Here is a 14,582-nt window from a genome sequence, read left to right as displayed (position 1 = left end):
CTTTACAAATGCTAGGTTACATTATAATTATTTCACAACCTCAACCCACTGCCCTTTTGTTCTAGCTAAAAATGTATTATCATACATCGCTTCACATTGCAAGCCTGGCAAATAGTACAATCCCAAATAAGAAGCATTTAGCAACACTCTGAATGTTTTATTTTCATTGGCTTTAAGCCCAAAATAAAAGTTCGTTCGATCATCACGTATATCAATATAATCCGCAACATTATTAATAGCGTCACCATAATCTGTGAATCGTGTATTTACAATTTCGAATCCAGAGGGTAAAATTTGTGACAATGCTACATTTTCTATGCGCTCATTTTTTAAATTTCGAATGTTTATTTCTGCAACAAACTCCGTTCCTTGATTAATTTTACTCACATCAATAACAACACCTTTTCTATTTTTAAAACGTATTGATGCTGATAAATTATTCTGTAAAACTTGTTCCTCACCAATAGGTAAAATACCACTATTTAAAACTCTAACATAAATTGTGTTGTCCTTTGTATTCGTCAAAGTCATTGTGTTATTACCTGTTCTAACAGTCAAAGAGCGATTTGCAATAGACTTCGCTGTTTTAATAGTCTGGGCTCTTCCGTCTTTTCTAAACTGTACCGCAATTCCCTTAGTTCCGTTATTTTGAGCAAACTTAGACATCGCAAGCAAACAATAAGCAGTAGTTTGTGTGCTCATCCATTGATCGCTTGCCATTTTCTTAGCTAATTTATTTGCTACACCAAATGCCTTTGCCTTTAAGCCCAATGATAATAAAGTTTCTAAAGTCATCGCCTGGTTTCTCTCACTTGATCCGTAATAATAGTAGCGACCATAGCTTGTACTTTCTTCGTCTATAGTCGTTTTCAGTAATAAGGAAACACCCGCCGATTTTTGACCTACTAAAGCATAAGCCGCAGCCAAACGAAGTTTGCTTTCGTTAGAAATATTCGCTGTCTCTCTCAATCTATTCATTGAAGACAAATCTGGAGCGCCTGCCAACGCCAAGGTATACAAGCGGTATGCTTGCGCCAAATCATTGCCATACTGCGGTGAAAAGCGCCATTGTTTCGCTTCTCTTTGTTGGTACGAAATCCACTTTGATTTAAAGTTAATAGGTAAGACATATCCTTTTTTCTCAGCCTCAATTAAAAAATGTCCCGCATAAGAAGTTCCCCAATCATCAGCAACAACATTGCCTGGCCAGTAAGGCAATCCTCCATTTGCCAACTGAAAGCCACCTAATCGCGTAATTCCAGCCGTTACATTTCTTTGAATCGACTGCTGACGACCCGCATCAACGTCAACCACATCATTTAAATACAGTTGAGGAAATACAGACGACGTCGTTTGCTCTACACAACCATGCGGATATCCTACTAGGTATTGCAATCTTCGACTAAAATCGATCGTAGGCATAGAAGAAACTTCCAGTTTTGCCTTATTACTTCCTGCTACACCAAAGGTTTTCCAAGAAATTGTTTTAGAACTATTTGGCTCTAAAACGACATCTTTATAAGTATTAGTTATCGGGTTAGGGTTTGTCATGTCAATATCCACATCGTAAGACGCTCTTTCATTTCCAGAAACTGCTGTAATTGTTACTTTTCCAATACCTGTGCTTTGCCCTACTTCTAAATTGAAATAAGTCATTTTTTCGTCTGGGTTCGCAAAACTTACGTTTTGCGTTCTTGTCCCTATAACTCTTAGTCCATTATTTGTTTTTATTTCGACCTTTACATTTTTTATGTTTTTTTCCATCGCAAAAACCGTAACTGGAATGGTCACTTTTTCAGATGGAGAAATTTTTCTTGGTAAAGAAGCCAAAACCATCAAGGGACTGCGGACAGGAGTCGATTTCTCGACACTTCCATAAGCGCTAGAGTTTGAATCCCCAGCAACAACCATTGTTCTTACCGACCCTATATATTTTGGTAATTTTATTTTATGCGTTTTTGTAGCTCCCTTTGGCAACTGAAAAGGACCAAGATAAACGACCACTGGTTTGAAACGATTAGCCTTTTTAGCCTTTCCGCCTCCTAAATCTTGATCTCCACCAATACTAAAAATCTGATTTACTTTACCTCCGTAAGCGCCAATAACGTCGTCATAAACATCCCAAGTTTTTACTCCAAGCGCCTCGCGACTGTAAAAACTATCCCAAGTATTTGGCGTTTTAAATCGGGTTAAATCTAGTAGTCCCTCATCGACAACAGCGATTGAATATGTCATTGCTTTTCCTGACTGCTCACTTACTTGAACATTAAATTCTTGTTCAGGTTTTAGAACTGCTGGCATCGCAATTTTTGGTGTCAGAATCGTATTTTTATCCACCACTTCGATTGGAACGATTCCGTACATTCTAATAGGTGAATCATTTTTAGTGGTTGCATGCGGTTGCAATAAAGTGATATTAAAAAAGACATTAGGAGCCATCGCAGAGGTAATAGGAATTTCTACTTTGGTTTCTCCTTTTCTAGTTACAGCCCAAAGTGTTTGAACCACTTTTGTTCCATTTTCGATCGAAATCAGAGCTCTTCCACCTTCACTTGAAGGAAAAGAAATCTCCGCTTTCTCACCTACGGCGTAATTTTTTTTATTGGTCGAAAAAACCAACATGCTAGCCGACGAAGCATCGGTATTTCGCGTTTTTCCTGACCAAATGGGCCAGTCGATTAAAACCGTTTGTGCTGTTGCATGTCCGCCATTTTCATCAGCAACACGTACTAAATACCTTCCCCAATCATTCTCATCAACTGCAAATTGAAAGTTACCTTTACCATTGGAGTCAGTATTTATATAAATTGTTTTATACGAAGTAGTTGAATTAGACGAATTATAATTGGATAAATTATCCTCTGAGGCATCCCACCACCATCTCCATTCGACCTTAAATATTTTTACTTCAAGGTCTCGTACGGATCTCGGTTTTCCGTTTTCATCGACAGTCACCACCTCAAATCGGTTGTTTTTTCCTGTTTCTAATGTTCCATATTTATTAGGCTCTGGAGATTTTAACCCTACATAAACTTTGTACGGAGAATAAGTTGTCGAAATCACATCAGTGCTAAAATCACCACCTTCTTCATATACTTTGGTGATAAAAGAGGCGCGCAGCATCCCTGGAGCTTGTTCATTTAATTTAGGTTGGATATTTACCGAAGCTCTACCATACTCATCAACTTTACCTGAGAAAATATTAATTTCCTCTGTATTAAATTTGCGCACTAAATCATCAAAAATGTACTTTGGATAATTTTTGAAAGTAGTCGTTTGTTGCGAAAACTTAGCCTGCATTTCGACCGTTAAATTTCTAGCGATAGCACCATGAAGCCAAGTAACTTCTAGATTGCTATTATTAGGATAAGAAGATGAAAGTAGCGCTCTTTTAAAACTATTTTTGATTCGTAAACGATTGGGCTTGATCGTTTCAATCTTTACGCTTTTATAAAATCGGGCACCACCCACACTAACCATAGCTTCCCAATTTCCAGTTGGTGCATTTGGATCAGTCTTAACATTAAAAACATAATGATTGAGCTCATTCGACTTTTGTACCTTCTGATAAACCACTTTCCCATTAGGGTCCGAAAGTCTTAGTTTTATAGGATGTGACTCTGGCAATTTGTTTGCGGCATCATTTAGAATAAATGATAAAAACAAATCATCACCTGGACGCCATACGCCTCTCTCCCCGTAAATGTATCCTTTTAAACCTTTCTGCAAAGTTTCTCCAGCAACATCAAAATTGCTAACCGACAACGATGTACCGTCGTCTAGTTTAATATAAGTAGCGCTTTTACCTTCTGTTACAATTGCAAAGTAGGCGAACTTGTTTAATTTAAAATTAGCGATTCCATCGCTATCTGTATTTCCTGTAGCTAATTTTTGTTGTTGATAGCTGTATAATTCGACCTTCGCACCACTCACTGGAACCGTCGTCACAATATTGTTTACGGCAAAGAAATACGATTTATCTCGTCCGCGCTTGGCGATCACTCCTAAGTCTGATGCTAGAATATTAGTTCCTGCCGTCCTATTGTAATAATACGAATTGGAGCAAGGATCCTCTCTTTCGTCCCAATTATAATTTTCATAATAATAATCATCATAGGAAGAAGAGTCACTGTAATTCACATCGTCCTCATCTATTTCTTCTGGCTCCTCCTCCGGTTCTTCATTTAAATTTGAATTACCGCACTTGTATAAAGAATATGCTTTCTTGAATGAAAATTCCACTCTATAAATCGCACCTGGTTCTGGCGTAATAATTTGAGAGAGATCTAAAGCATAAGTATTCCACTTACTTGTATTTACAAGTGAATTTTCTTTTAAATTTATGGTTGTTTTGGCTATCGGCTGACTAACTCTTCTTAAATTCTGGCTTCCATTAATTTGGTTATCCTGAAGAAATTGAAGAATATTATTCGAATAAATTTTATATACTTTTACGTCTACTGCTCTTAAGTTTGCTGCTTCAAAATTTAATTTCAGATTATTAGAACTCGGTAAAATAGTTCCGTTTTTCACAAAACGAACGCCTGGTTTTACCTGATCGAATGATATTTTTGTCGTGTAACTCTCCTGCATTTTTTGACCATAAATACTCTCGATTCCTTGAAAAACTTCAACTAATAATTCTCCTGTTAACACTTGCTGTGTAACCACATCAGGCTCTACATACTCTACCACAGGGGGCGCAACAACTGATGCAACACTATCCGTATCTGCAGCTTCCACGGCAGCACCATCTACTGCTTCTACTTCTTCAACAGTTTCTTCGACCAACTTTTTAGGACTCGCTGCCGTTTGATTATTAAAAAAGACCTTTAATACATTACCATCGGTACTGAATTTTAAATTTCGAGCATTTTCAATAGAAACCAAACCACTAAAATCTTGATTCTTGCGAAGTGGTTCAGAAAAATTGATTGTCATCATTTGATTGTTTCCTTCTGGAACATCAACTTTCATTATTTTAAAATACCCTTTTGCAGCAATAGTATATTCAACTGCTTCTTTTTCTTCAGCATCAAGCACACTTTCGTCAAAATGGATTGCTACTTTGCTTTCTGCGCTTAAACGTTGAATTTTATCAATTACAAATTTAAATTCTGTTCCAGAACGAACTGTTCTATCAAACTTAATTGGGAGATTGCTTCCGTTTTGTTGGGCAGAAACCAGCTTTATAGCCGACTCTAAATTAACAACATCTGCTGTTTTTAACACACAATTTAAAAATTGAGATTCTTTACTATAGGACTGAATATCGTTTGTAACAACAATGTAATTTTGCTTTATAGTTTTTACTGTAAAATTAAATTCAGAAAGGTGTTTCTCAGTCTCTATTATCTTTGATAAATGAAGGGTAACCTGATATTCTGTATTTTGTTTTAATTTCTCTTTTGGGATAAATGCAATTGTATTAGCTGAGAGCGCTACTACTTTTCCATCGACGCTAGGCGAAATGTCAAATAAATCATCATCCAAAACCTGATTTACTTTCCATTCCTTTTTATTAAAAGCAAGAACGACACGAATGTCTGATTGTGCTGATACAATTCCTCCAGTAAAATTGCTGATAAATTCTTTAAATAGAGAGAAGTCAGAATCAAAATCAGAAGCTGACTTTTTAGAACATCCTTGGAATAATAAAAACAAAGACAGCATGGCAACTAATCCTTTACTTTTCATATATATTACTTTTAAAAAGTTAAAAAATATAACTAACAAAACTGATCAGACTTCTTGTAAAATTAGCTTAATTTCATCAAAAGTAAATGTACTATTTTTATTATAAGATCTGAAAATAAAGTTCGCAGCAAACTTTTTATCTTCTGGACGCGAAGAAACGTTTCATCAAATCAGCTGCTTCTTCAGCCAAAACACCTCTTATCACAGTTGTTTTAGGATGTAGTTGAGTCCCCATTTTTTCATAACCGCGATGAACATCGGTAGCACCAAAAACAATTTTAGAAATTTGACTCCAATACAAAGCGCCAGCGCACATTTGACAAGGCTCAAGTGTAACGTATAATGTACAATCTTTCAAATATTTTCCACCTAGAAAATTTGCCGCAGCGGTTATCGATTGCATTTCAGCGTGAGCGGTAACATCATTTAGCATTTCCGTTAGATTGTGACTTCTTGCAATAATTGTATTATTGACAACTACAATCGCTCCAACAGGGATTTCCCCTTTTTCAAAAGCCATTTCAGCTTCTTGCAACGCTTTTTTCATGAAGTATTCGTCAGTAAAAATATTTTCCATAAAACAAAAATACAGTATTCAATTCGTACATTTGTGGTATGTCACAAAATTTACTTTCCAACATAAATAGTCCCATAGATTTGCGTCTTCTAAAGGAAGATCAGTTAATACAACTATCGCAGGAATTACGTGAATTTATAATTGATATCGTATCCGTAAAAGAGGGACACCTTGGAGCCAGCTTGGGTGTTATAGAACTTACCATTGCTTTACATTATGTTTTCAATACACCTGCTGATTTACTTGTTTGGGATGTTGGTCATCAAGCATACGGACATAAAATACTAACGGGCCGCAGAGAAAACTTTGACACCAACCGACAATTAAACGGAATCTCTGGATTTCCAAAAAGAAGTGAAAGTGAGTATGATGCTTTTGGCGTAGGCCACTCCTCAACTTCAATATCGGCAGCTTTAGGAATGGCGATCGCGTCCAACTTAAAAGGAAATTTTGAAAAACAACATATTGCTGTAATAGGCGATGCCTCAATCGCATCAGGAATGGCATTTGAAGGTCTAAACCATGCTGGTGTCACTAACGCCAACTTATTAGTTATTCTTAACGACAATGCAATTGGCATTGATCCAAGTGTAGGCGCTTTAAAAGAGTACCTAACTGCTGTCAAAAACGGAAAGAATCCAAGACAGAACAATATGATGAAATCATTGAATTTTGATTACTCAGGACCTATTGACGGACATGATATTCATGCGGTGATAAAAGAATTAAAACGTTTACAAAAATTAAAAGGACCTAAATTCCTTCACGTTATAACTACAAAAGGAAAGGGTTTAAAGCAAGCGGAAAAAGACCAAGTAAAATACCACGCACCTGGAAAATTCGATGCTAAATCCGGAGAAATCCACTCTAGATCGGAAGAGAATCTTCCTCCAAAATACCAAGATGTTTTTGGCTTGACCGTACTAGACTTAGCCAAAAAAAATAAAGATATTATTGGGATAACTCCAGCAATGCCTTCGGGCAGTTCACTAAAATTTATGATAGAAGCTTTACCTGACCGCGCCTTTGACGTAGGTATAGCTGAGCAACATGCGGTCACTCTTGCCGCAGGAATGGCCACACAAGGAATGGTTGTGTACTGCAATATCTACTCTACTTTTTTACAAAGAGCTTACGATCAAGTGATACACGATGTCGCACTACAAAATCTACCTGTGATTTTTTGTTTGGATCGCGCTGGTCTTGTAGGCGAGGATGGCGCTACACATCATGGAGTGTATGATATTGCTTATTTAAGATGCATTCCTAATTTAGTCATCTACTCTCCACTAAACGAAATAGAATTACGTAATATTTTATATACAGCCCAATTAGGATTAAAAAACCCAATTGCGATAAGATATCCACGGGGCAGAGGAGTTACTATTGAATGGGAAAAACCGTATAAAGAAATTGTAATCGGTCAGGCAAATTGTTTAAAATCCGGAAGTGAGACAGCTGTACTATCTAATGGACCTATTGGTAAAAATGTAACCGCTGCACTTGCTAAATTAGGTCAGCCAAAGACAATAGCCCATTATGATTTTGCATTTGTAAAACCATTAGATGAGAAAGAGCTGCATCTCATATTCAATCAATTTAAACAGATAATTACTATCGAAGACGGAACTATAAAAGGAGGATTTGGTAGTGCTATAGCTGAATTTGCAACTAACCATAACTACAAGTCAAAAATTACTATACTTGGCATTCCTGATACATTTATAGACCAAGGAACTGTTCTCGAGCAGCAACAATTTTGCAAAATAGACGTTAGTAGTCTAGAGATTCTTTTTCTAAATAATATAAATTAATATTTTAAGCCGCTAATATAAAAGAGCCATAATGAAATTCACCACCTTAAATTCACTTTTTATCTTATTACTTTTTACATCCAACATCTTCTCTCAAAAAATCATTACCACTTTAGAGGGCTCATTAAAAAAACCAAAAGATACCGTATCTCATTGGACTAAAAAGAATCAAGTAGGATTTGATATAAGTGAAATTGCATTTGTTAATTGGAATGCAGGAGGAACGAGTTCCGTTTCTGGGTTACTTAAAACAAAATTCAACCGTAATTACAATACTGATAATTACAACTGGTCTAATGAATTAATTATGCGTTATGGTTTAAACAAACAAGACGGTATTGAACTAAGAAAATCAGATGATGTTTTTCAGTTCAGCTCTGCATTTGGATATCGAAAAGACACTTTATCCAATTGGTATCACACCGCAAAATTTAATTTTAACACCCAATTCACCAACGGATACGCATACCCTAATACCGAAAAATCAATATCAAAGCCCTTTGCACCTGCTTACGTCTTTTTAGGATTAGGAGCTGAATATGCCTCTCAAAAGAAGGATGAATTATTATACCTATCACCCTTTACCTCTAAAATGACTTTCGTACTAGATCAAAGTTTAGCTAATCAGGGAGCATTTGGAGTTGTAAAAGGAATCTATGATAGTAACGGAATATTAATTATAGAGGGTGAAAAGTCCAAGATAGAACTAGGATTTTTATTAACCGGTTATTACAAAAAACAAATTATAAAAAATGTAATAGTTGAAAATCGTTTAAGTCTCTATTCTGATTACATCAATAATTTTGGTAACATCGATGTGGATTACAATGTTGCTTTTGATTTAGTAGTTAACGAATACATAAGAACTAGTATCGGCATTCACGTGATATACGACGACGACATTAAAGCTAAGAAAAACATTGATGGTGAACAAGTAACTCTTGGCCCTAAAACACAGCTTAAACAAATGTTAGGAGTTGGCCTTCTTTATCAATTTTAAAAAAAGTCGGTTTGCAATAAATGCAAACCGACTTTTTTTATCTAAACTTTAATGATCCTAATTCAAAATTATCTTTTCGACAAAATTCAAAGAATCTCCTTTAACTTTAAGAAGATAGATTCCTGGATTGACACTACTTAAATCTATACTCTTTTGACCGTTAAATTCAACTTTAATAGCGCTATAAACTTGTTTACCCGTTATATCAATTAATTGTATATCTACATTTCCAAAATATTTACTGATTCGAACATTGAGTAAACCATTAGTTGGATTTGGATATACTTTCATTACATCTTCACTATCGAATTCATTAGTGCCTAAGGTAGAACAATTAGCTCCTGCAACAGGTCTTGTATAATCCTCCACTTGATCATTTCCAACATTTCCATCCCCTGCTGATGCATTTATGCCTAATCCTCGCGAAGCAAAGACATCCCATATCATACAAAAATCTCTACCACCGGTAGTAGCTTGATCAGCAGCAATTATTGCATCTCTTGCCGTAACAAATGTTGGACTACAAGGCATCAATTTCAAACCATCAATAACGAGTTGCATAATTTTGTTGTTACCTCCCGTTCCAGTATATTTATTATCATCGTAACCATATTTATTGATATAGGCCCAAGTTAAATCCCATAACATAGTCGCCCACACAGACCCAACTCCATGTACTGACGTTTGCACTTTATCATCCTCATCTACATATTGAAAATTATTTGTAAAAGCATAGGTCATAGGATTCAACGCTCTATCTGTTGAGTAAACATAACTCCTTATTCCTAAACCATCTGTGGACTGAGAAGAAACAAACGTACCAATACCTCTTTTCAAAGCACCAGTATCTCCCGGTTTTAACTGCATCATTAAAGCAAACCAATCAGACCAGCCTTCACCCATTTGATCTGTATTGTCTAAGCAATTAGAATTTAAACGACCTCCTGCTAAACGAGTCGAAATTCCATGTCCATATTCATGTGAAATGATTCCATTATCGAAATCACCGTCACTATTGATAAAAGGCGAAGATTCTAATTGAAGTTTTAAATTCACAATCTCAGTTTTCATTAGAGAGATTAAACTTTCCCCTATAGTATTGGTTACACTAATAGCTGGTATAACTATTGTAGCATCAGCTCCTGACATCGTAATATTAGTTTGATCACTATTGACAACAATAACTGCTATCGCACCAGCATTTTGAGCGGCTTTAACTTTATCAACAAAGGGACAATTACCCCTTCTTAATATTACTATTTTTCCATTCATTGCTTCAGGATTGCTCGGCAAAACACACGCTTGAGAGGTTCCGCCTGAACTATCTAGATACAAGACTAAATCAGATTGCAAAAATTGTGGCGTCACCGGTAAATCTACACGTCCTGGACTAAAGGAGTTTTGAGTAGCAACATAACTCCCAGCTATACTTGAAGGAGAGTTCACAATCAAAGGCTTGATTTGAGAACTTCTATTCCATAAAAACATTTGCATCCTACCTCGACTTCCATCTCTAGGAGAAGAGAAATTTGCGTTATTTAAACTAACTTCAGTAGCTAATGAACCATCTTGTGCTTCTGCATTTACATAATCAGAAGCTGTCCCTCCTCGTCCATAGTTATTTTGTTGAAAATTACCATTCGCCTCTGTAAAGCCATATTGGTACCAAACATCATGCATGATATTGTTCATGTAAAACAAATTTGTATTTGCAGCATTAATATAGGATGATGCCGCAACGCCTGTTCCTCCATAAGGAAAATCAAACAACAAACTCTGCCCTCCGTCTGGGCTCGAACCATCGTCTAGGTTAGATCCAAAAAAATCATCTTTAGCCCATACATTATTTCCACGAGTTATCGTATAATCGGCCCCAGCCACACCATTAATATCATGCCATCCGTAAGGAGAAGCTATGCTATTTGCTGGATTAGTAATAAGTTGTGTATTACTATGATTAGGACTCTCAAAATTAAATGGAATCACTCTATAAGTCCCACCGCCAACCACGGTTGTAGCGGCTGATGAAAACAATTGTTTATAGGAACTGTCAAAAGAATTAAAAGTTGAGAAAGCGTTTTTATTTTCATTGAGTAAAACTACTTCTCTATCAAATTGACAAGAAATAACCAAATCATTTTTTTCTAATATGACCCCTGTTAAGGCATCAATTCGCACACTCCACATATGGTCATGAGCTGGTGTTTCAACAGTTAAATCCCAAGCTAAAATTAAATTATTTTCTACTGATTGATGGTACACCAAGTTAGCTTCTGTTGGCTCATGATTGGCTATCATGTTACTTATTTTGTATTTATATTCACTAACTTTCTCAACCGCAGACGCAGAATTTGTATTGGTGATTCCTAATTGTAAATAAGCTTTCGACAGCGCATCAGTAGCTGTCAACAGCGGTTTCTCTGCATTAATTTTTCTCGAAACATTACTAATAAATTTGTTTTGAGTGTTAAGTACATGTTTATCTTTAATTGAAAAATTAGAAACCGCCCTAAATATTTCGATACCATTATAGGTTTGAATAACATAGCAACTTTCTATATTGGTAGAAGATGAATTACCCTCACTTTGAATTATCCACTCCTGCACGTCATTTTTAGAAAGTCCAAATTTTGCAGTATTTGAATTTAAATAGTTTTGAATTACCTCCTTATTAGATTGAGAGAATGATAAGATAGAAATTAATAAAAAGGCAATTAGAGTAATTTTCTTCATAAGCCGACTAATATGTAACAATATTTATTAAAAAAAACGAATTTACTAATTACAATAGCATTTAACAACAAAAAATAAATTGATTTTTAAAATATTTTAAAAAATCATTAATTCTTCTTCTTCCCATTAATGGTCTCGTACAGCTCTAAAGCATTACCATCAGTGAGTAATGAGATGTAATGACAAATATGAAGTAGTCTTTCGTATAGATTTCCTTTTTCGATCTGATGTTTCTCCGGAAGGAGTTTTAAGATTAATGCATCGTAATTAGACGCCGTACCATTGTATTTGTTATCAAAGGCCGTAATAAATTTATCAAGTAACGTCTGGATGATCTGATAACCCACAATCTCCTTTTCGATTACCTCTCTACTTTGGTATATATTATTAACACTAATTTTAATAATATCATCCATCTGCGCTTTATACTTACTTTTATCCATTAATGCAAAAGGAAACTTGCCTGCTAAAATAGCTTCTTCATTGTCAATAAAAACTTTGACTGCATCATTAATAAGGCTACCAATTGCCAATGCGCGCAAGTAACTAATACGATCTTCTTTTGTTTCTAAAGTTTGATACTTAGAGGTACCAATATTATCCTTTACTAATTTAATTAAATACTCTAAGGCAAAATCCTCAGAAACTAGACCTAGATTAATTCCATCTTCAAAATCAATAATAGTATAGCAAATATCATCTGCTGCTTCTACTAAATAAGCTAAAGGATGTCTTTCGTATCCTATATTACCCTCCTTTTTATTTGGAATCAATCCCATATCAGTAGCCGCTTCTTGAAAAAATTGCTTGTCAATTTGAAAAAAACCATACTTTTTATCAGTAATATTGTTGGTCGGTTTCTTTGGTAAACTTTCTTTTGGATACTTCATAAAAGCGCCCAGGGTGGCGTATGAAATGCGAAGCCCTCCTTCAATTCCAGGTCGGCTTCCCGTCAAAACAGTAAAACCATTGGCATTACCTTCAAAATCAATTAAATCTTGCCATTCTTTGGCAGTGAGTTGTTCTTTATACTTCTTGCCATTACCAATAGAAAAATATTCTCCAATTGCTTTTTCACCAGAGTGACCAAATGGGGGGTTCCCAATATCATGCGCCAGTGAAGCCGCAGCTACGATAGCTCCAAAATCATTCATCTGATATCCATGAATTTCTTGTAAATGGGGATATTTCTCGATTATTTTCTTACCAACTAGCCTTCCTAAAGACCTTCCCACTACAGAAACTTCTAAACTATGTGTCAAACGCGTGTGCACAAAGTCGGTTTTTGACAAAGGGATTACTTGGGTTTTATCTTGTAAACTTCTAAAAGCTGCCGAGAAAATAATACGATCATAATCTACTTCAAACCCTAAACGGGTATCATCTTGCTCAATACGTAATCGTTTACTTGTGTCGCCTTGGCGTTTTAGTGATAAAAGTTGTTCCCAGTTCATGCTGTTTTTTTCAAATTTGAATAATTGGACTAATTTTCAAAGATAAAGAAATAGCAATAAGATAAAATAGCTTTCCTGTTTATTATCAAGCAAACAATTACGCTAAAACGGCCTATCTTTGTCTTTCATAATTTTATAAACCATAAGTTTAAGAGTTGACATTATTCGTTAAATAGCTTTCAAAGCTAAAATTTTTAAAAATCGTAAGTACCTATAAATTGTTAACTACTTTTTCTAAAAAACTTTACTTCCAACAGGGGGAATTTCACATTTAAAAACCATCTATGCTGTATACAGGTCAACTCAATGAATTCATACGTTTAGCCGAAATTGATAATACAAATTGTGATTTACTTAAAGAAAAGATCACAGACGGTTTGAGCGTAATTTGGGCTTTAGACGAATTAAAAATTAAAGTAGATGGTATCGAATATAGTTTCCCTACTAATTCGGTTTTGTTTTTAACGGAGTACCATAAAGTAGAAATTTTAAGCATAAATACTGCAAGATTAATTCGGTTCAACAGAGCGTTTTACTGCATTGCAGATCACGACAGCGAGGTAGGATGTAAGGGAATTTTATTTTTTGGTGCGTCTCAATTTCCAAAAATCGCTATTCCAGCAACCGAGCTAGAGAAATTCGAAATCCTTTGGAAAATGTTCACCATCGAAATGGTTTCTAAAGACGATTTGCAAAACGATATGCTACAAATGATGCTAAAACGCCTACTCATTTTATGTACCCGCGTTTACAAAGAGCAAACGGAGCTAACCACTTTTGATAAAAAACAGTTGGACATTGTACGAGAGTACAACTACTTAGTCGAAAGCCATTTCAAAACCAAGCACCAAGTCGCTGATTATGCCGAAATGCTGAATAAAAGTCCGAAAACTTTATCGAATTTATTCAAAAAGTACAACGAAAAATCACCTTTACAAATCATTCAAGATCGCACGATCCTCGAAGCGCGTCGGCTATTGCGTTACTCAGACAAGAGCATCAAAGAGATTGCTTATGAAATAGGCTACGAAGACATTCAATCCTTCAGCCGGTTTTTCAAGAAAGCAGCCGGCATTTCTCCATCTGATTTCAAGAAGGAAATCTAATTTATATTACTCTGGAGCTAATCCGGCTATCCGCTCTATCTTTTATACTGAACCCCAGTATAAAAGGATGCCGCTTTTATCCGGGCTAGGGTGATTGTGATGTTCAGTGACAATTATCTTTTATATCTCGATTTTGTCATATCGAGCGGAGTCGAGATCCAATACTGGTTCTCGACTCCGCTCGAACTGACTGTTAGATTT

At 35.6% G+C, this 14,582-nt stretch carries 7 protein-coding genes; 3 read left to right on the top strand and 4 right to left on the bottom strand.

All coding sequences use genetic code 11. The features are described 5' to 3' along the window. Positions 1-27: 27 nt before the first annotated feature. Positions 28-5,697: an alpha-2-macroglobulin family protein gene (locus H8R22_RS04240; protein ID WP_187008776.1), complete on the bottom strand. Its 5,670-nt coding sequence runs from the start codon at positions 5,695-5,697 to the stop codon at positions 28-30. 136 nt (positions 5,698-5,833) lie between these two features. After that, positions 5,834-6,274, bottom strand: coding sequence for a nucleoside deaminase (locus tag H8R22_RS04235; protein ID WP_187008777.1), 441 nt, complete (start codon positions 6,272-6,274; stop codon positions 5,834-5,836). Positions 6,275-6,312: 38 nt separating this feature from the next. On the opposite strand from H8R22_RS04235, the gene H8R22_RS04230 reads away from it, so the two are divergent. Both H8R22_RS04230 and H8R22_RS04225 read left to right on the top strand, forming a co-directional pair. Further along, positions 6,313-8,088 (top strand): 1-deoxy-D-xylulose-5-phosphate synthase, encoded by a 1,776-nt coding sequence (locus tag H8R22_RS04230; protein ID WP_187008778.1) that lies wholly within the window; start codon positions 6,313-6,315, stop codon positions 8,086-8,088. A gap of 31 nt (positions 8,089-8,119) precedes the next feature. Next, positions 8,120-9,088: a DUF3078 domain-containing protein gene (locus H8R22_RS04225; RefSeq protein WP_187008779.1), complete on the top strand. Its 969-nt coding sequence runs from the start codon at positions 8,120-8,122 to the stop codon at positions 9,086-9,088. Between the two features lie 57 nt (positions 9,089-9,145). Here the strand turns inward: H8R22_RS04225 and H8R22_RS04220 are convergent, their stop codons facing one another. Both H8R22_RS04220 and H8R22_RS04215 read right to left on the bottom strand, forming a co-directional pair. Continuing rightward, positions 9,146-11,821, bottom strand: coding sequence for a T9SS-dependent M36 family metallopeptidase (locus H8R22_RS04220; protein WP_187008780.1), 2,676 nt, complete (start codon positions 11,819-11,821; stop codon positions 9,146-9,148). Between the two features lie 107 nt (positions 11,822-11,928). Then, positions 11,929-13,275, bottom strand: coding sequence for a deoxyguanosinetriphosphate triphosphohydrolase (locus H8R22_RS04215; protein ID WP_187008781.1), 1,347 nt, complete (start codon positions 13,273-13,275; stop codon positions 11,929-11,931). Positions 13,276-13,559: 284 nt separating this feature from the next. On the opposite strand from H8R22_RS04215, the gene H8R22_RS04210 reads away from it, so the two are divergent. Then, complete coding sequence (locus H8R22_RS04210) at positions 13,560-14,381, top strand: helix-turn-helix domain-containing protein (RefSeq protein ID WP_187008782.1); 822 nt, start codon at positions 13,560-13,562, stop codon at positions 14,379-14,381. The last annotated feature ends 201 nt before the right edge of the window (positions 14,382-14,582 follow it).

This window comes from Flavobacterium kayseriense, assembly GCF_014305095.1.
Lineage (GTDB): Bacteria > Bacteroidota > Bacteroidia > Flavobacteriales > Flavobacteriaceae > Flavobacterium > Flavobacterium kayseriense.
This window is presented reverse-complemented; position numbering and strand designations above follow the sequence as displayed.